Origin of the sequence: Ferruginibacter yonginensis (assembly GCF_042651465.1) — a bacterium.
In the GTDB taxonomy this organism is placed as follows: Bacteria; Bacteroidota; Bacteroidia; order Chitinophagales; family Chitinophagaceae; genus Ferruginibacter; species Ferruginibacter yonginensis.
The window spans coordinates 520,241-539,705 of sequence record NZ_JBHSCZ010000001.1 but is presented as its reverse complement, the minus strand read 5'-3'; the positions used below and the strand labels follow the sequence as shown (position 1 = coordinate 539,705).

The 19,465-nt window shown below is 30.9% G+C and carries 14 protein-coding genes and 1 tRNA gene; 6 read left to right on the top strand and 9 right to left on the bottom strand.

Translation table 11 applies throughout. The annotated features are described in order from the left end of the window. Positions 1–2 precede the first annotated feature (2 nt). Entirely contained in the window at positions 3–1,112 is a 1,110-nt protein-coding gene (locus ACFOWM_RS02325; RefSeq protein ID WP_379706546.1) for a hypothetical protein, read from the top strand. A gap of 13 nt (positions 1,113–1,125) precedes the next feature. Here the strand turns inward: ACFOWM_RS02325 and gmd are convergent, their stop codons facing one another. After that, positions 1,126–2,193: a GDP-mannose 4,6-dehydratase gene (gmd, locus tag ACFOWM_RS02320; RefSeq protein WP_379706543.1), complete on the bottom strand. Its 1,068-nt coding sequence runs from the start codon at positions 2,191–2,193 to the stop codon at positions 1,126–1,128. A gap of 279 nt (positions 2,194–2,472) precedes the next feature. Here gmd and ACFOWM_RS02315 point away from each other — a divergent pair, with 279 nt between their 5' ends. The 3 genes from ACFOWM_RS02315 to ACFOWM_RS02305 are packed head-to-tail and all read left to right on the top strand — an operon-like array spanning position 2,473 to position 7,153. Further along, positions 2,473–5,421 carry a sensor histidine kinase gene (locus ACFOWM_RS02315; RefSeq protein ID WP_379706540.1) on the top strand — a complete coding sequence of 983 codons (2,949 nt, stop codon included), beginning with the start codon at positions 2,473–2,475 and terminating at the stop codon, positions 5,419–5,421. Further along, on the top strand, positions 5,399–6,145 hold the full coding sequence (locus ACFOWM_RS02310) for a LytR/AlgR family response regulator transcription factor (protein WP_379706537.1): 747 nt from the start codon (positions 5,399–5,401) through the stop codon (positions 6,143–6,145). Before ACFOWM_RS02315 ends, ACFOWM_RS02310 begins: the two co-directional genes overlap by 23 nt. A 9-nt stretch (positions 6,146–6,154) precedes the next feature. Next, complete coding sequence (locus ACFOWM_RS02305; protein WP_379706534.1) at positions 6,155–7,153, top strand: glycosyltransferase family 2 protein; 999 nt, start codon at positions 6,155–6,157, stop codon at positions 7,151–7,153. On the opposite strand, the gene ACFOWM_RS02300 is transcribed toward ACFOWM_RS02305, so the two are convergent. From ACFOWM_RS02300 to ACFOWM_RS02290, 3 genes are all read right to left on the bottom strand, one after another. Continuing rightward, positions 7,148–8,107: a GDP-mannose 4,6-dehydratase gene (locus tag ACFOWM_RS02300; RefSeq protein ID WP_379706531.1), complete on the bottom strand. Its 960-nt coding sequence runs from the start codon at positions 8,105–8,107 to the stop codon at positions 7,148–7,150. The two genes, ACFOWM_RS02305 and ACFOWM_RS02300, sit on opposite strands and share 6 nt — an antisense overlap. 3 nt (positions 8,108–8,110) lie before the next feature. Further along, positions 8,111–9,208, bottom strand: a complete 1,098-nt coding sequence (locus ACFOWM_RS02295) for a glycosyltransferase family 4 protein (protein WP_379706528.1) — start codon at positions 9,206–9,208, stop codon at positions 8,111–8,113. Between the two features lie 61 nt (positions 9,209–9,269). After that, positions 9,270–11,900 (bottom strand): YfhO family protein, encoded by a 2,631-nt coding sequence (locus ACFOWM_RS02290; RefSeq protein ID WP_379706525.1) that lies wholly within the window; start codon positions 11,898–11,900, stop codon positions 9,270–9,272. A 147-nt stretch (positions 11,901–12,047) separates the two neighbouring features. On the opposite strand from ACFOWM_RS02290, the gene ACFOWM_RS02285 reads away from it, so the two are divergent. Then, positions 12,048–12,121: transfer RNA gene (locus ACFOWM_RS02285), tRNA-His, on the top strand. A gap of 36 nt (positions 12,122–12,157) precedes the next feature. On the opposite strand, the gene panB is transcribed toward ACFOWM_RS02285, so the two are convergent. Genes panB through ACFOWM_RS02265 form a run of 4 tightly spaced genes read right to left on the bottom strand, consistent with a single transcriptional unit; the run spans position 12,158 to position 16,081 of the window. Then, positions 12,158–12,973, bottom strand: a complete 816-nt coding sequence (gene panB / locus ACFOWM_RS02280; RefSeq protein WP_379706522.1) for a 3-methyl-2-oxobutanoate hydroxymethyltransferase — start codon at positions 12,971–12,973, stop codon at positions 12,158–12,160. Between the two features lie 36 nt (positions 12,974–13,009). Then, on the bottom strand, positions 13,010–13,984 hold the full coding sequence (locus ACFOWM_RS02275) for a hypothetical protein (RefSeq protein ID WP_379706519.1): 975 nt from the start codon (positions 13,982–13,984) through the stop codon (positions 13,010–13,012). Positions 13,985–14,020: 36 nt separating this feature from the next. Further along, the gene (locus ACFOWM_RS02270) at positions 14,021–14,905 is read right to left on the bottom strand and encodes a Ppx/GppA phosphatase family protein (RefSeq protein ID WP_379706516.1); all 885 of its coding nucleotides are present in this window, start codon (positions 14,903–14,905) and stop codon (positions 14,021–14,023) included. Positions 14,906–14,944: 39 nt separating this feature from the next. Beyond that, complete coding sequence (locus ACFOWM_RS02265) at positions 14,945–16,081, bottom strand: DUF2891 family protein (protein WP_379706513.1); 1,137 nt, start codon at positions 16,079–16,081, stop codon at positions 14,945–14,947. Positions 16,082–16,221: 140 nt separating this feature from the next. Here ACFOWM_RS02265 and ACFOWM_RS02260 point away from each other — a divergent pair, with 140 nt between their 5' ends. Continuing rightward, positions 16,222–17,325 carry a hypothetical protein gene (locus tag ACFOWM_RS02260; RefSeq protein WP_379706510.1) on the top strand — a complete coding sequence of 368 codons (1,104 nt, stop codon included), beginning with the start codon at positions 16,222–16,224 and terminating at the stop codon, positions 17,323–17,325. A gap of 29 nt (positions 17,326–17,354) precedes the next feature. Here ACFOWM_RS02260 and ppk1 read toward each other — a convergent pair whose 3' ends face one another. Next, complete coding sequence (gene ppk1, locus ACFOWM_RS02255) at positions 17,355–19,427, bottom strand: polyphosphate kinase 1 (protein WP_379706507.1); 2,073 nt, start codon at positions 19,425–19,427, stop codon at positions 17,355–17,357. Between the last annotated feature and the right edge of the window lie 38 nt (positions 19,428–19,465).

Below are 19,465 nucleotides of genomic sequence, written 5' to 3'. Positions count from 1 at the left end.
CCATGAACACTTCTCAAAAAATTTTGCTTGTACAATTATTTTCAAATGGTGATTGCTTATACGCCACAACTATTGCTCGGCAAATAAAAATAGATTATCCAAATTGTGATCTTACGTGGGCAATTGCTGATTTTTGTAAAAATATTATTAATAACAATGAATATGTTGATAATGTAGTGGTAGTAAAAGATGTGAAAAAAAATGATATAAACGCATTTAGACAATACAAGAAAAAAGTTCTTCTTGAAAAAAAAAATGGGAAATGGGATGAAGTTTTCATAACAACGAATATTGATACTAATTTAGCTCTATATGATGGTACAATTAGAGGTATGATTTTAAATGCATATCCACAAAAAATAAATGTACCAATTCAACCAATATTAAAAAATACTTCTTCCGAGTTAGATAATGTTCAAAATTTTGTATTAAAACATAGTATTGATACATTTAAAAATGTAATACTCTGGGAATATGCACCACAGAGTGGTCAAGTTGATTTAAATTTTACACTTGTTAAAAACATTGCGGAAAAACTTGTGATGATTCCATCAACTTGTATAATCTTAAGTTCTGCAAATAAATTTGAAAGTACTTCCCAAATTATTGATGCAAGTGAGCTATCTGTGAGAGAAAACGCAGCTTTAACTCATTATTGTACATTGTTAATTGGATGCAGTAGTGGAATTACCTGGTTGACAACTAGTACAGGAGCCAAATTTTTACCAATGGTACAATTATTAAATCCAGATACGATTTTTATTAATATACCTTCTGTAGATTTTAATCGTTATAATGTTCAACACAACGGTTTAATTGAATTATTCAAATTTGATGAAAATTTAATATTTGAATGTGTTTCTGGAATATTGAAAAACGGATTTGAAAACCAATTGAATTTTAATCAACAATGGAATATTCAATTTAAAACTACATCTGTTATTGTTTATAATTTATTAGTGTATGGTTCTTTTAAAGCAATTGTTAAACATTTCATGGTAATGAAATTGAAATATGGGTTACACCCGAAATTTATCAAAAATTTTTTACAAGGCTTATTATTATCACCCTTTCGATTTGCACATAATTTTTATAAAAAAAGGTTGCAATAGTGCAACCTTTTTTTTATTTTTTTAATTGATACTTTAATTCTTCGCTCATCATTTCTTTTACTAACATAGGTAAATCGTATTTTGGTTTCCAACCTAATTGAGTGTTTGCTTTTGTAGCATCGCCAATCAATAGCTCAACTTCTGCTGGCCTAAAATATCTTGGGTGAATTCCTATAACTTGTTTTCCTATTGGTAATTGATACTTATCATTGTTACATGATTTTACAAATGCTTTTTCATCAACACCTTCACCGGTAAAATCAAGCGTAATACCCACTTCATTGAATGACATTATAATAAATTCTCTAATAGTGGTGGTAATACCAGTAGCTAAAACATAATCATCAGGTTTATCTTGCTGCATGATCAACCACATACCTTCTACATAGTCTTTGGCGTGCCCCCAATCTCTCTTTGCATCCAAATTTCCTAAGAGAAGTGGTGATTCATCTAACCCTAAAACTATTCGGCTTACACCAATTGTAATTTTTCTTGTAACAAAACTTTCTCCTCTTAAAGGACTTTCATGGTTAAATAAAATACCGTTCACGGCAAACATGTCATACGATTCTCTATAGTTTACAGTGATCCAATAGCCATATAATTTTGCAACACCGTAAGGAGAACGAGGGTAGAAAGGGGTAGTTTCTTTTTGTGGAATTTCTTGAACTAAACCATATAATTCTGAAGTTGATGCCTGATAAAATTTCGTCTTTTTTGTTAATCCTAATATTCTAATTGCTTCTAAAATTCTCAAAACGCCAATTCCATCAGAATTTGCGGTATACTCTGGCGTTTCAAAACTTACCTGTACATGACTTTGAGCGCCTAAATTATATATTTCATCAGGCTGAGTTTGTTGAATTATTCTTAATAGACTACTTGAATCCGTTAAATCGCCATAATGTAAATGAAATCTGTCTGAAATAGAATCATCAAAAATTAGATCATCAATTCTGTCGGTATTCATTAATGAACTTCTTCTCTTAATACCATGAACGTTGTAACCCTTTTCTAATAATAATTCAGCTAAATATGCACCATCTTGTCCTGTTATTCCTGTAATTAACGCTGTTTTCATTAATTTATAATCAAATTTTGTTAGCTGCAAAGTAAGTGAAAATATGTTACATATAATATAGTATCAATAAAAAAGGCTGTCATTACAACAGCCAAGTTTTCAATCGGTAATTTTTTAATTTATTTCTATAATCTTTTTATAAAAATATATTCATTTTACACTTTTCAATAAGTACATTATTTATCTGCAATAAAATAACGATAACTGTATGTATTTCAAACATATTCGTTTTTTAAAATTGACTAATAATGCAATTGTTTATGTAGTAAATTTGTTAATATGCGTTATATATTCCTTTTTTTTACATTTCTTTTTATTGCACCCTTATTTGGACAAATCAACGAGTATCAACTTATAAATTATACAAAAAAAAATGGTATTCCGAGTAATGAAACCTACTGTGTTTTTCGAGATTCTAAAAATTATATGTGGATTGCAAGTGATCAAGGTGTGGTTCGATATAATGGGTATAAAATGGAGAAATTTGACTTATACGACAATGTAATTTTTAAAATTTATGAAGATGAAAAGGGAAAAATTTGGTTTTTTTCTCAATCTGGATTTTTATGTTACTACAATCATAAAAAAATAGTAAATTATAAATACAATGATATTATCAAACAAAAAGTTAAAAACTTATTAATTACGAGTGCTTTTGTAATTAATGATAATGTTTATTTGAATTCACACAACTTTGTTAATTATAAAATAACAAATAAAGGTGAGGTTATAAGTAATAAATATAACACAGGTAATAATAACAATATTAGACCATTAAAATTTTCTTTCAGTTTTATAAAAGATGTTCCTTTTTTAGAAAAGGTTCAAGATGATACCAGAACACATGACAGTTTGCATATAGACTTAAATTTATATGGAGGTAAAACAATAAATTTTGTGTTACCATTTGGTCAAGTTGTACCCCCTCATTACGGTTGTATCAAATCAAAATCGGCTGTTTATTTTTTTGTTGGAAGATTACTATTTAAATTATCAAACAATAATAAACTTACCTATAGATTGTTGGGTTCTAATATTTTAACGATTAAAATTGATGATAGAGATAAAATTTGGATTGGTAAAATTAAAGGAGGTGTAAGTATATTAAATGAAGATTTGAGTGTAATTGAAGAAATTGATTGTTTAAAAAGCTTGTCAATTTCTTCAATAGAAATAGATTATGATAAGGGGATATGGTTTTCAACATTAGAAAATGGTGTGTATTATATACCAAATACGTACATAAGAAAAATTGAACTAATTAATTCACAACCTCAAGTAACTAGGGTTTGTGTAATCAATGATTCTACTTTTTTGTTTACAAACAATATAGGGCTATTTTTAAAGAGCAAAAATAACATAACTCAATTATTTAAAATTGATTTATTATCTGTAAAAAGTTTATTCGTTGTTGATAATGAAATTTATTTAGGAATTGCACCCAAGGATAAAAAGTATTTAGCTGAAAGTGATATTGGTAAAAAGTATAATTTAAATAGTAACCTTTTTCGATCATTGCATCTTATACAATCATCGTCTGAAATTATTCTACTATCAAAAAGTAAATTATTAATTTGTCAAGGTAATTATTTAACAGAGCTATATTTAAGAAAAAACATTTATGCAAGCCAATACAATTTTCCATTTCAGAGGTCTAATATTAGAAAAGATTTTAAAGGGAATTTATGGGTTTTTACTCGAAATGAAATCTACACATATGATACGGCTACACATAAACCTATTATGTATTTAAAAAATGACACATTATTTCAATCAGGAATTTCTTCACTACTTTATACATACGATGATAAGTTAATAGTAGGATTAAAATTTGGGGGATTAAAAATTTTAAAAAATAAAAAATTAATTCAAACAATTAATGAAAAGAGCGGATTGGTAAATAATACAGTTAAAGAATTATTTGAAATTGATAAAAGCCTTTTTGTGATGACGAATAATGGAATATCAAGTATAATTTTAAATGAATCTAATAATTATAATTTTTTAAATTTTCTAAATAATAAATTAAACGATGATATTTTTTATAATATTAGCAATTCTCCTCAAAATTTAATGATAGCATCTAGTAATGGACTTTATTTTGTTGATAAAAGTTTATTAAATAAAGTCAATTATGATAAAAAAATACCTTTTTATATAAATAGTTTAAAACAAGGCGATAGTACTTTTGAAAATAATTATATCGTTTCACTGCCTTATAATAGGAACAATTTAAAAATTAGTTTTAGTGCAATTGATTATAGTAACTACAGTGGAATTGAATTTTATTATAAATTCAATAATTCAAATGTTGCATGGCAACTTCTAGAAACAAATGAGCTACAAATAGAAGGGTTGTCTCCAGGGAAATATGAACTTCAATTAAAGGCATGTAACGTTTATAAAAATACCTCTTCTGATATTGAAAGTGTTTTTATTTTTATTCAAAAACCATTTTGGCAAAAGTTATGGTTTATTTCAATCGTTCTAGTTATTCTTATAATGATAATAATTTTAGTTTATAAAAATCGTTTGAGGTCAATCAAACAATCAGCTTTAAAAGAGATAGAAATAAATAAAAAAATATTAGAGTTTGAGCATAAAGCCTTAAGGGCACAAATGAATCCACATTTTGTGTTTAATTGTTTAACTTCAATCCAAAACCTGATCATTGCAAAAAAAAATATAGAAGCTAATTATTATTTATTAAAATTTGCTAGTTTAATTAGAAGTACGCTTGATATTACAGCAAATAAATTTGTTGTAATTGAAAATGAATTAAAGTATTTGGATGATTATATTTCTTTAGAGAAATTTAGAAATTTTTGCAAATTTGAAGCAAGGTTTGAAATTGATAGCAAAATTAATATTGTTAATTATGAAATACCATCCATGTTTATTCAACCAATTATTGAAAATACTTTAAAACATGGTTTTGTTAATTCACAAATTGAAGGATTGATAATAGTTAATATGACTTTAAATGGCGATTTCTTATATATCTGTATTCTAGATAACGGTGAGGGGTTAAATACTAACAACGAAAACAAATTATACCAGAGTTATGCAATGAGTAACCTTCATCAACGCCTTAAATTATTGGCAAATGATTATCCAGATTTAAATACTACTATTTCAATTAAAAATCGTGATGATGTGAAAGGAGTTGAAGTATCTTTTATGTTACCTTATAGAAAAATAAAAAATGATAAGAGCTATTCATATTGAAGATGAACCAGGTATTGTTGAATTACTATCAAACATGTTAAATTTATATTATCCAAATAAAATTGAAATTTTGGGTAATGCATCCACTTTAGATGAAGCTACAAACTTAATTGATGATTTAAAACCTGATTTAATTTTCTGTGATATTCAATTAGAAGATGGAAACGCATTTCAAATTTTTGAAAAGATAAAATATTTATCATTCGAAATTATTTTTTTGACAGCCTTTGATGAATTTGCATTTAAAGCAATAAAATATGGTGCTTGTGATTATATATTAAAACCAATTAATCCTGATGATCTTGTTACTGCACTTAATAAAGTAAGTAACAGAATTAAAACTAAACAAAACTCAGAGGCAACTAATCAAATTTTAAAATACTTAAAAGCAAATAAAGAACTTAAAAGGATAAGTTTGCCAGTTACTGATGGGATCATTTTTGAAAAAACGGATGATATTATGTATCTAGAAGCAGATGGTAATTATACACATTTAACCATGTGCGATGGAAAAAAAATTGTAACTATAAAGCAATTAAAAGATATGGAAGATGCATTTTCACCTGTGATATTTTTTAGAGTGCACAATTCTTGGATTGTTAATTTAAATTTTATAAAAAAATATTTTAAAGGAATTAATAGCTACCTTGAAATGATAGATGGTAAAACAATACCAATATCAATAAGGAGAAAAAGTAAATTTCTAGAAATTTGGAATGAGTAAAAAATTATTATGGTTGACTTATCTATTGTTATTGTTAATTTCAATACCACAAATCTTTTATTGAATTGTTTACAATCAGTTTATTTTTTTGAAAATTTAAATTTTAGTTTTGAAGTTATTGTAGTTGACAATAATTCTATTGATGCTGTTGAAGAGAAATTAATTGAAAGATTTCCTTCGGTAAAATTTATACAAATGGGTTACAATGCCGGTTTTGCAAGAGCTAATAACCAAGGCATTAAAATCGCTAAAGCTGAATGTATTTTATTGCTCAATTCTGATACAATTGTTCTTGACAATGCGATTTTTAAAACTTGGAAAGAGTTTAAAAATTCTGATTTCAGTGCCGCTGGAATACAGTTGTTAAATGATGATTATTCACCACAAATTTCAGGAAACTTTGCAATGAAAGGTGGATTAAATTATTTACTTCCTTTGCCTTATTTAGGAAAATTATTTAGAGCAATCGCATTTGTATTTAAAGTTAAAAAACCAAGTATATTATCTGTTAGTGGCATTAAAATAGTTGATTGGATCAACGGAGCATTTTTAATGGTAAAAAAAGATGTAGTTGTTAAAGCAGGTTTATTAGATGAAGACTTTTTTCTTTATGCTGAAGAAGCAGAGTGGTGTAGCAGGCTTAAAAAAATTGCTCCACTTTGCATTTATGGAGACTATCATGTACTTCATTTACAAGGTGAAAGTTCAAACAAAGCTTTTAACTCAACAGGAAAAGGATACTTTAATATATTTGACAAAAAAGGATTCCAAATTATAATAAGTAATTTTTTAAGAATACGAAAACAATTTGGATTGTTTTGGTTTTTATTTATTTATTCAGTTTATCTCATTGAGATACCAATTTTTATTTTCGGCTTTTTAATTACATTTTATTTAAAACTATATTCTTTTGATGACTTAAAGGGATATATTAAAAATATGTACAAGTCAATTTATTTTTTACCCAAAATAATTTCAAATACCCCTTATTTTTATAAAGTATTATAACACCCCTTCCCAATAATCAATTATATTTTTTAAAATAGCTTCCATATTATATTGTGGTTGCCATCCTGTTTGTTGGTATAATTTATCATATGATCCTACAATCACCTTGTTTTCTGATGGCCTAAAATTGTTAGGGTCTGTTGTGTGGTGTATTGGTTTGCCAATTGTTTCTGCCAACATCGTGATGATATCTTTTAACCAAAAACCTTTGCCCGAACATACATTGTACGTTTCACCTTTTTCTCCTTTTTGTAATAATAAATAATAAGCCCTTACTACATCTCTCACGTCACTAAAATCTCTCATTACATTCACATCACCCGTTACCAATGAAATTGTATCGGTGTTTGATTTTGATTGTTGTACAACTTGTTTCGCAAATGAAGCAATTACATAATCAGCCTTTTGATACGCCCCTATATGGTTAAATGAACGGGTGTGCATAATATCAACCCCATAACTATTTGCATATATTGAAACGAGCTTTTGTTGTAATACCCTTGCTACTCCATACGGACTAGCTGGTTCCGGACAATCCGTTTCTTTTAATGGCAGCCCTGCATTGGCATTGCCGTACTCTTCTGTAGAGCCCACAGATAAAATGCGACAATTCAATTTATTTAGTCGAACAATTTCAACAATATTTAAAAAGAAATTAGTGTTATCTGTAATAGAAACGGCAGGTGCTTTCCAGCTATTAGCTACACTGCTACGCCCAGCTAAATGCAATACATGTGTTGGGTTAAATGTATTAAACAATGTAGTTAGCGCTTCTTTATCAAGCAAATCTATTTGGTGTAAACTAATATTGATATTGGGTAACGCAGTAATATCAAAACTTGGTAGCGTTTCATTGTAAATACCAGCTACCTCACTATGATGCGGTTGCTCATTTAAGAAGTGTAAAAAATGCCTAGCGGCAAAGCCGGCAACGCCTGTAATTAATATCCTCATTGCTTATTTGTGGGTTTTGCTAGTTATTATACCAGCTGCTTTTGCTGCAATATTACCCCAATAAAAATAATTAAAAAAATCGGGGCCTATTTGGGTTGTAATTGGTGCTTTAATTATGGCATTTACAAAGGTTTGCCATTCAAAATCGGGTACAATGGTCAATTTTTCGCCAACAATTTGTTGGGGAATACCTAATGCGCCATTTGCACAGCTTATGGCCGTAAGGTTATTACCCAATGCCTCTACCAGTTTGGTTTTGATACCACCGCCACTAATAACAGGGTTTATAAAAATATCTGCACCTTTAAAATAAATATTAATATCATCAACAAAACCAGCATAAATAATATTTTTATCTTGGTAAGATGTTAATTGCTCGTACCTATCTGCTAAGCCCTTACCACAAATAATAATTTTATAATGATAATTGGTGTGGGCTAACAATAGGGGGTTGATGTTGTTGAGTATATAATCAACTGCTTCAGCATTGGGTAAATAATCCAAAGTTCCATTAAAGAGGATGATTGTTTCGTTTGTTTGTATATTATATCGTTCTCTTAAAATAGTACCACACTGTTGTTGGCTTTGTAAAGATGGTGCTTGTTGCCACTCAATACCATAAGTGATAACATGGCATTTATTTGTAGATAGTTTATAATGCGCTATTGCAAATGCAGCATCTTCTGGTGTTACAAAAAAATTATGATCAATAATGCGATGGGTATTTTTTTCATACCACCACATAATACGCCACCACCATTTGCCCATACTTTTAAATCGTATGGATTCTATGTTATGTGACAATAATGATAATTGAACACCAGTAAAGAATTTAAGTAATGCTACTAGCCACCCAAAGTAAGGGTGTACCATTATAATATCAGTAATACCTTGTTGTTTTATTATTCGCCTTAATTTAAAAAATAACAACGGATTGGCATAACGCAGTACACTGCTGTTCATTAAACCAATAAAGTTGTTTTGTAACGCTGCAGGTACTTCATTATCAGTTACTGATATAAGTGTTATGGGTTCAACATTATTTAAATATTCACAAAAAAGTGCAATAAATTTTTTGCCACCCGTTTTTGCAGGGTACACATTGTAGGGTGCTAAAACTGCTATTTTTTTCGCTACTGAAATAATACAATGGTTTTAAAAATTATACGGCTGATTTTTGTTGCTTCCTTATTTCAAGTGCAATAGCCGCAAGTATTAAAATAAACAAAACCCAGTTGGTAATATCGCTTACTTTTTTGCTAGTATAAAATATTGTTGGCTCAAACTTAAATTCTATTTTGTGTTTGCCTGCTGGTATTATTAAACCACGTAAAACATAGTTGGCTTTAAAAATAGGTACTTTATTACCATCAATATAAGCGTTCCAATCTTTGTAATAAATTTCACTAAAAATAGCTGCGTTATTACTTGTGCTATTGCTTTCATAAGTAATAGCATCATTATCAAACTGGGTCATTTTTATGGTAGCCAAACTATCAGGTGCGGTATAATTGGTTATAATATCTTTATACGATGCATCTGCAACAGCACTATCTTTTGTGTTTAAGTTGGTAAGTGCTTTCATTTCTGCTGCTGGTCCATCAACAAAACGTACATTTTTCACAAACCAAGCATTACCTAGTGCCTCAGGGTTTTGCAGGGCTTGTATTTTATCACCTTCGCCAACAATAAACCATTTAGCGTTTAACATATTTAATACGGCTTGGTTGGGTCTACCACTCATTTGGTAAGCACTTAAATCATCGTAAATGCCCATTTTAGCTGCATGGTAGCCACCAATTGATTTGTGGTAATATGATGTTCTTGACTCTTCAAACGGACTACTTACACTTGCATTGAATACTCGGTAATTAGGGTCTTTGTCTTCTAAAATTCTTCTATCAGCAGCACTCATGGCAAATTCAGCTTGCTCATAATTATCTTTCGTTTCAAAGCTTTTTGCATTGAGGTAATTAAAATCTAAACTTATTAAATCTATGGCACTGGCTAATGTTACACCTGCTAACATAATGGTAGCAGATATTTTTTTTCTGATATAAGCACCAATTAATATAACTGCAAATAATACATAAATAAACGATCTAAAAATATCTCTTAATAATAAACTGGCCCTATCTTTTTTTAATTCCACAACTATTTCTCTAGCTACTTTAATAGCATCTGGGCTTTGCTGAAGTTGTATTACCCAATTTTCATATACTTGGTTATCTCTTTGAGGTTTGTATTGTTCATTAATGGCAGCATACTGAGCTTGAAAATCGGCAGGTTTGCTTTCCCACAGTTTATTAAAGGCACTGGTACGAGCTGTATTTTCATTGCCAAATGATGAAGTGGCATAAAATCCAAGGCCTATAACAAATAATACACCCGTAGCAATAGTTGCCAATTTAAATTTTGCCCAAGTTTCTTTTTCATCTTGTTCATGAAGTAATTTATTAACCACCAATACGGCCATTAATGGTGCTAATATTTGTGGAATAACCAATGCAATAGTTGGTACCCTAAATTTATTATAAAGTGGAAAATAGTTAAACATGAATGTATTAAACGTATCAAAATTGCTTCCTAGGGCTAATAAAATACCAAGTAGCGAAGCGGTAAAAATCCACCATTTGTGTTCACCATCTAAATAAAACATCCCCATTATAAATAAGAAACAAATGATAGCACCCAAGTAAACAGGGCCACTCGTAAAAGGTTGGTCGCCCCAATACAATGACTGACTCATTTGTTGTGCAATTTGATCAGCTGGTGCTTGTGGAAATTGACTGGTCATGTAACTTACCACTTTTGCATTTTCATTCAACATCGGAAACATGCTGGTTTCACCATCTCTTTGTGCAAAGTATAAACCATAACCCTTCACTCCTGGGAACATTAAACTCATGGTTTCAGCCCTTCCATAACTCCATTGAAACGCATAATCTTTACTTAAACCATTGGTTTTTCCGTTCGATGTTTTTTCTGCTTTATTATTATTTTCATCTAATATTAACTGACCGCCTCGTTTGCTGTATTTTGCATAATCGTAGGTAGGAAACAAAGTAATCGCATTTACAGCAATACCCATTAAACCTGCTGCAAGTAATAAGCCCACACTTTTAACAAGCCCCACCGTTTGCTTATTTTTAAAAGCATTCACTATAAAAAATAGCGTCATCACTAATAATATCATGAATGCATAGTAGCTAACTTGTTGGTGACCTTGCCCCACTTGCAAAGCAGTGAACAAAGCAGTTAACGAAAAGCCTAAAAAGTAGTGGCGTTTAAGTAACAGAATAACAGCACCTATAAGCGCAGGTGTATATGCAAGCGTAAGCATTTTAGTATCATGCCCTGCTGTGATAATGATGGGGGAGTAGGTACAATATGCAAATGCTAGTGCACCAATAATTGCTGCGTATGACCTAATGCGTAAGCAAATGCATAAAAAATAAAAACTGATACAAGCTAAAAAGAAAAAGTTCATTGGTTTAGGCAACCATAACTGAAAAGCTTTATCAAAAATTTGTAATGGCGACCAAGCCCCTTCAATGGCAATTTGGTAAGCAGGCATACCGCTAAACATGCTGGTTACCCAAAGTGGTAAGTGACCATTTTTTTCTTTGTATTCCATTGATTGGTGGCTCATGCCTTGCCAACTACTGATATCAGATTGTTTAAGCACTACACCACTTTCTAAAGCTGGTTTGCAAAAAATAATGGTTACTAATAAAAAAACTGCAATTGCTATAAAATGTGGTACTAATTTCTTGAAATCGAAATTTTTCATATGCCTTATTTATGATTGGCAAATTAAAGCTAAAAAGTTAAGATATGGTACGGTTATAACGCCCCTTTTCAATAAGTTTAAAAAAAAATTAAAAATCTATTTTGTGTGCCAAAAGTTTTTTGCTATTTTTGCCCTCCAATAAAAACGGTAGTCGTAGCTCAGTTGGTTAGAGCATCAGATTGTGATTCTGAGGGTCGGGGGTTCGAGCCCCCTCGATTACCCACAAAAAAGCCTTTCAATTTGAAAGGCTTTTTTATTTAGTATTGTTCATGTTCATTTGGAAAATCACTTGACTTTACATCAGCAATGTATTGTTGCACAGCACCATTTATTTGACTTTCTAGATCTAAATAAGTTCTTAAAAAACGGGGTTTAAATGAAGCATTAATGCCTAGCATGTCGTGCATAACCAATACTTGGCCATCGCAAGCACCACCTGCACCAATGCCTATGGTGGGGATATGTAAACTAGCCGTTACTTCGGCAGCTAGCTGCGCTGGTATTTTTTCAAGTACCAATGCAAAACAGCCTGCCTCTTGCAACAAAAGTGCATCTTTTTTTAACTGTTCAGCCTCGGCTGCTTCTTTAGCCCTTACGTTATAAGTGCCAAATTTGTAAATACTTTGTGGTGTAAGTCCTAAATGCCCCATTACAGGAACACCACTATTTACAATACGTTTAATGGACTCTACTTCATTTTCGCCACCTTCTAGCTTAATAGCATGCCCACCTGTTTCTTTCATTACTTTAATGGCGGAGTTAAGGGCTTCTCTTGAATTGCCTTGGTATGAACCAAAGGGTAAATCAACCACCACCAAGCATCTATCAACACCTCTTACCACTGATTGTGCATGGTATATCATTTGATCAAGTGTAATAGGTAATGTTGTTTCATGACCAGCCATTACATTACTAGCACTATCACCTACTAAAATAACATCAATACCAGCTGCATCAAACATTTTTGCAAATGAAAAATCATAAGCTGTAATCATTGATATTTTTTCACCACTACTTTTCATTTTTTGAAGTGTATTGGTGGTTATTTTCTTAATTTCTTTATTAACAGACATGCCTATTGTTTTAAATGGGATGTTAAAAGTAGGCAATTAAAATACAATTTTTAATAAAGGTTTATCGTAAGTTTCATTCTTATTGATATCATTAAAATATAAATACGCTGCTACAACTTTGTTATAAAATATTTGCTGTGTTGCATTATAATACCATTGTTGTTCAATAGCTATTTTATTGAAACTCTTTTCGTTAACATTACTAAAAACTTTCTTAATAAAAAGATTACCAAGTGAATCGTAGGTTGGTATATTTACCACCTCTAGTTTCAAATCATTTTTATCGGGTATTAAAGGAAATTTTAAAAGTTTATTTTCTTGCATATCATAACATTTAATTTTATTGTTTTCTATGTAAGGCCACAATACATCAATTAAAGGTTGATTGTACATTTTTTTGATATAATAATTGGCTGCTAAATCTTCGTTTAACAGGGTAATTTTTGTAACACCCACATCAATTATTTTGTCAGTTGGTTGTTTTGTTTTGTTTGTAGAATTGTTTGCAAACGAAACTATGGCTGCTTCGCCAAGGTTATTGCCAGATGGTGTGATTATATTTTTTGTGATGGAAGCCCTCGTAACTTTTGATTGAAGCCTACCGTTTTCTACATATAAAATTTGTTGGGTGATAATTGCATTATTTTGAATGTAGGCTTCAAAATGATCATTAGCTAATGTAGTTGTTTCAACTACATCATTATTTTCATCTACTTGCTTTAATACCTCAGTAAATTTTGTTTCTAAATTTTTTAATGTTAGTTTGTCGTAATAAGTAATTTTATTTTCTAGCTTATTACCATTGGTGATGGGGTCAAAGCAACGCAGTTTTGTTGCTTTATAATCAAATAAAAGTTGTTTTGATAATGCTTCATTTTTGAGCTTTACTTCATCATAATAAATAGCCCATTGTACTGTTGGCTTCTCTACAAATGCATTAACTGTAGTTTTAGAAACTTGCGCTACTGCTATGTTATAGCACAATAAAAAAAGAATGAATATTTTTTTCATAGTTACAATTTTAAGAAATATTTGCAGAGCGTTGCTTTAATTATGCTGCACTTCTTCCCAAAGGTGCTGAATTAAACCATCTGCTAATCCTATCTTCGGTACAAATATTTCTGTTGCATTGGCCCACCTCATGGCATTGATGTAAATGAGTAAAGCTGGCACAATTACATCGGCCCTATCATCTCTAAAACCATATTTTATAATACGTTGTTTTACGGTAAGCGGCTCCATATCGTTGTAATATTCTCTTAATAAATCAAGCGGTAATGGCCTGCCATCTTTACGTTTGCTCAAACTAAATACTTTGTTAATGTTTCCACCACTACCAATGGCTACTACCGTTTTATCGCCTTTAGTAATGGCTTTAATAGTTGTTTTCAACGTCTCCCAATCGGCATTGGTAACCATATTTTTTAAAATTCTGATGGTGCCAATATTGAATGATTTTTTGTATATCAAAATGCCATTACTAAAAAAAGATATTTCAGTGCTACCGCCACCCACATCTATATACATGTAGCTATGACTTTTATCCATATTTTCGGCAACATGGTTTTCATAAATAAGGTTAGCTTCCATATCGCCATCAATTACCTCTATTAAAATACCAGCTTCTTTTTGAACGGTAGTAATAATTTCCTTGGCATTGGTTGCATCTCTCATGGCACTTGTGGCACATGCTTTCAACGCTTCCACTTTATAGGCATTCATTAAATGTTTAAAACCTTTCATGGTTTCTACCAACATTTGTGTTTTTTCGGTTGATATTTCTTTGTTGCCAAATACATCAAAACCCAATCGCAATGGTACTCTTACTAAGTTTAGTTTATTAAATGTTGCTTTACCATCTTTATCAATTGTAACATCGTTAATAAGTAACCTAGCTGCGTTACTACCAATATCAATTGCTGCAAGTACCAATTTGTTTTATTTATAAAATGAATGAAATTTTACTAAAAATTATTTTGTTGCAGTAAGTGCATATACTGAAAAAGTTGATAACCAATGGTCAACATCATAATTACCTTTACCTATGCTGCTTTGTGAATAATTCCACATTTTTTTTTGTGAAGCTAACCAAGCTGTTTTTACTTCTGGTGATACAGCATCATTTGGTAAGGCTTTTAACATGCTATTGATGCACCAAATACGGTTTAAATGAAAACCGTCAAAATGCGATTCAAACCCACTGTGGTCATCCTTTTCAATAATATTGAATACTTTTTTTACGCCATCGGTTGTAAATAAATCGGGTGAAAATTTTTGTAACCATGTAGTGTATTCAGCTTGTGGTAAAACTCGTTGCATTAAATCTGCAATTAATAAACCGGCCGACATAAAATCGTACCCAAATGGTTCACGTTGTAATGGGAAGTTAGTTACTTTACCGTAAAAAGATTTTGAAGTAGCTAATAAAATATTTTTTAGTTCATCGTTTTTAAAGGTGATGGCATAATCTAATGCAAATGAAATACCTAAAGATGATGCGTAGTGGTCGCCTCCAAAATTGGGCTTCTTAATTTCTGGCCAAGTTTTTACATATTCATCAGCAATATATTGTGCAAGGGGTTGTAGATTTTTTAACCACTTTTTTGCTGTTTGGTCATCCCACTTACCCAATTCATCAGCAACTTTTAATAACCATGATTGGCCGTAAGGAAACTCAAAATTCTCCTCTTTATGCGATTTTAAATAAGCTATTTCTGTTAAAATATTTTTAGCATCAAAACTATTTTCGAGTTTTTGTTTAATGGCTTTAGCTTCTGGTATTTTAGGGAAAGTTTTTAATAATTTAACCAATGCCCAATGGTTGTGTACTCCTGAGTGCCAATCGAAACAACCATAAAACGAAGGAAATAATTTATCGGGAGCTTTTAAATCTTCTGCTTTTTCTAAAGTTTCGTGGTAATAATGTGGATAAGGTTTGCTGGTACACTCCAATGATAATTTTGCAAAATAAGAGGCACCTTTTTCTGATAACAACATACTGCCATCGGGTGCATTTATAATTAAATCAGGATCAACCTTGTTATTCAAAGGTTGAGCAATACCAATGGTATTCATCATCAATAGGGCTGCAATTAAAAATAGTTTCATAATTGGTAATTTATTATTTCATTAATAGTTTCAAACAAATAATTTTACACAATATAGTATCTTTACATTACATTTTAGGTGTTGCAAGATGCTGTGTTTGAAGTGAATTTGATTTGTGAAATTTAAAAAAAATTATAATAATGAATTCAGGTACAAGAATTAATGTGGTGAATATTGGCCTAATGATTTTTAGCTGTATTGCAGCATTCATTATGCCTTTTGAGGTTTTTTTGTTTGCCTATGCGGTGATGGGCCCTTTACATTATTTAACAGAAATAAGTTGGTTGCACGATAGGCAATATTTTACCAAAGGCAAATACGATCATTTAATTTTATGGGCTATAGGTGGTATTATATTGCTAGAAAGTTTGGCTTATCGAAACGGTTGGAACTGGCCCTTTGGTAGCGATTTTGGCAACAAAATTATATTTGTTGCCTTAACGGGCTCGTTGTTGATGATTTTTGTAAAAAATGCTTTCATCAAAATTTTCGGTTTATTATTCATTTTATTTATTTCAAACGCTATTTTTCAACCTGATCAACGTGATGGCTTTGCCTTTTTTATTGGTGCATTGTTACCAACTTTAGTACATGTATTTGTATTTACAGGTTTGTTTATTTTGTTTGGTGCATTGAAAAGCAGGAGCGTAAGTGGGTTAATTTCATTTGTGGTTTTTATAGTTTGTCCTATTTTATTGTTTGTATTATTTAGAGATAAAACTTTTGTGGAAGTAACAAAGTATGGTCAAGATTCATACATTGCCAATGGTGAAGGCTTTTACGATACCAATTTGAGTTTTTTAACGCATTTGTTTAATATTGAGTTTCCGCAAATGAAAGATGCTGCAGGTAATTTATTGGTATATGCAGGTACAGATAAGCCAGTGCCCGATTATAGCAATGCAGCTTCAGTAGTATTTCACTCTCAAGCTGGTATTTTGTTGATGCGTTTTATTGCATTTGCCTATACCTATCACTATTTAAACTGGTTTAGCAAAACAGAAGTAATTCGTTGGCATAAAGTACCCAAAGTGCGTTTTATTGTGGTAATTGTTTTATGGGTTATTTCATTAGTGTTATACGGTGTAAACTATGCTTTAGGCTTGCGTTGGTTGTATTTCTTGAGTTTCTGCCATGTGTTGTTAGAATTTCCTTTAAACATGGTATCAATTACTGGTATTTATAAAGAAACGGTTACGATAGCCAAAAATGGGTTTAAACTATCGCCAGCAATGGCAAAGTAGTTTTACAATAATTTAAAAAAACGGCATCTTTAATGAGATGCCGTTTTTTTATTTAGAAGGTAATTTGAAATCTCAATTTGAGATCGTATTTTTTTGGTATTGCGTGGGTTTACATATTGGTTGCTCAAATCATTGTCTAATATTCGAGCTTTAATATTGTCTTTTAATTGAATTTTTATGATTTCAATTAATTCTTGTTTAATATCTTTTTCTATAATCGGACAAGCTACTTCAATACGGTGATCAATATTACGCACCATCCAATCGGCTGATGAAATGAAAACATTTGGTTGACCATTGTTTTCAAATATCATTACCCTTGCATGTTCTAAAAACTCATCAATAATACTAATGGCTTGTACTGGCTTTTTAAACTTTTTATCTTCCGTAAACATGCAATTAATACCTCTAATAATGAGTTTAATTTCAACACCTAATTTAGCCGCTTCTGCTAATTTTTCAATTAATATTTTATCGCTTAGTGAGTTAACCTTTAATGTAATACCAGCTGGCTTTTTGGCTTTGGCATTTTTAATTTCTTTATTTATGAACTGCAATAATTGTTTCCGCATATTTACAGGGCTCACTAATAAGGTTTTGCATGATTTTAAAATGCCGATTCGGGTTGCCGGACTTTCCAAATAGGTGAACACCCTGTTTACGTCAGCCATAATTTTTCGGTCTGATGTAAGCAAACAATGGTCGCCATATACTTTTGCGGTTTTCTCATTTAAATTACCCGTACTTACAAAACCGTAATGGGTAGTAACATTATTTACCCTCTTTTTAATTAAGCAAAGTTTTGCATGTACTTTTAAATTAGGTACGCCAATGAGTACTTTTACGCCAGCTTCTTCAAGCTCTTCTTTCCATTTTAAATTAGCCTCTTCATCAAACCTTGCTCGTAACTCTAACATAGCTGTTACCTGCTTGCCATTACGTACGGCATTGGTTAATGCGTTGATAATTTTTGACCTTGGCGCTAATCGATAGCAAGTAATTTTAATGCTCACCACTTCTGGGTCAATTGCGGCTTCCCTCAACAAATCAATAACGCTATCGTATGAATGATAAGGAAAATGTAGCATCACATCTTTTTCCATTACAACAGATGTAACACTGTTGCTATTTTTTAAATGCGGATGTGTAAATGGTTTTTTACGAGTGCTTTTAGCATCAAAAATATGCTCAGGAAAATTTATAAAATCTTTGTAGTTATGAATTCTGCCGCCTGGTATTAAATTTTCGTTGTGGGTTAATCCCAATCGTTTTACCAAATAGGTGAGTAGGGCAGGTTCAATTGCTTTATCGTATATGAAACGAACTGGTTTACCTTTTTTCCTGTTTTTTAAACCCTTTTGTATTTTTTGAATGAGTGTGCTTGATACATCATTGTCTAAATCGAACTCAGCATCTCTGGTAACTTTAATAATGTGCGATGAAAATTTATCGTATCCAAAAAAAGAGAAGATGTTCGGTAAACAAAAACGAATAACATCTTCTAATAAAATAATGTATTGCTCATTTGTTTTTGACGGTAAAATTAAAAACCTCGATAAATGCCTTGTTGGTACTGAAAGTAATGCAAACCGTTGTGGTATACTTCTATCTATTTTTGATAATTTACAAGCTAAGTAAATTGATTTATCGTTTAAAACAGGAAACTGTTGTAAACTTTCAATCATTAACGGAACGATGTAACTTCTTACTTCTTCATTAAAATAATCAAGTACAAATTTTTGTTGAACGGTTGTCAATTTGGTTTCATTCACCAAATGAATATGGCTCTTTTTTAAATCCTTGAGTATGTCGTTCCAAATTAATTCAAAATCGTTTTGCTGTTCAATTACTATTTCTTGTATTTCATCGAGAATGTGCTGTGGATCAACTTCTAAGTGCATTTTTGCTTTGCTACCAAGCTCAATCATTTTTTTTAAACCAGCCACACGAACCCTAAAAAACTCATCTAAATTATTTGAAAAAATACCCAGAAATTTTATACGCTCTTTGAGTGGAACACTTTTGTCTTCTGCCTCTTGTAACACCCTAGCATTGAATGATAGCCAGCTAATATCTCTTGCAATTGTTTTTTTAATATTCAAGCAGGTTAAATTTTTGATGGCAATAAAATTAGTAGTTT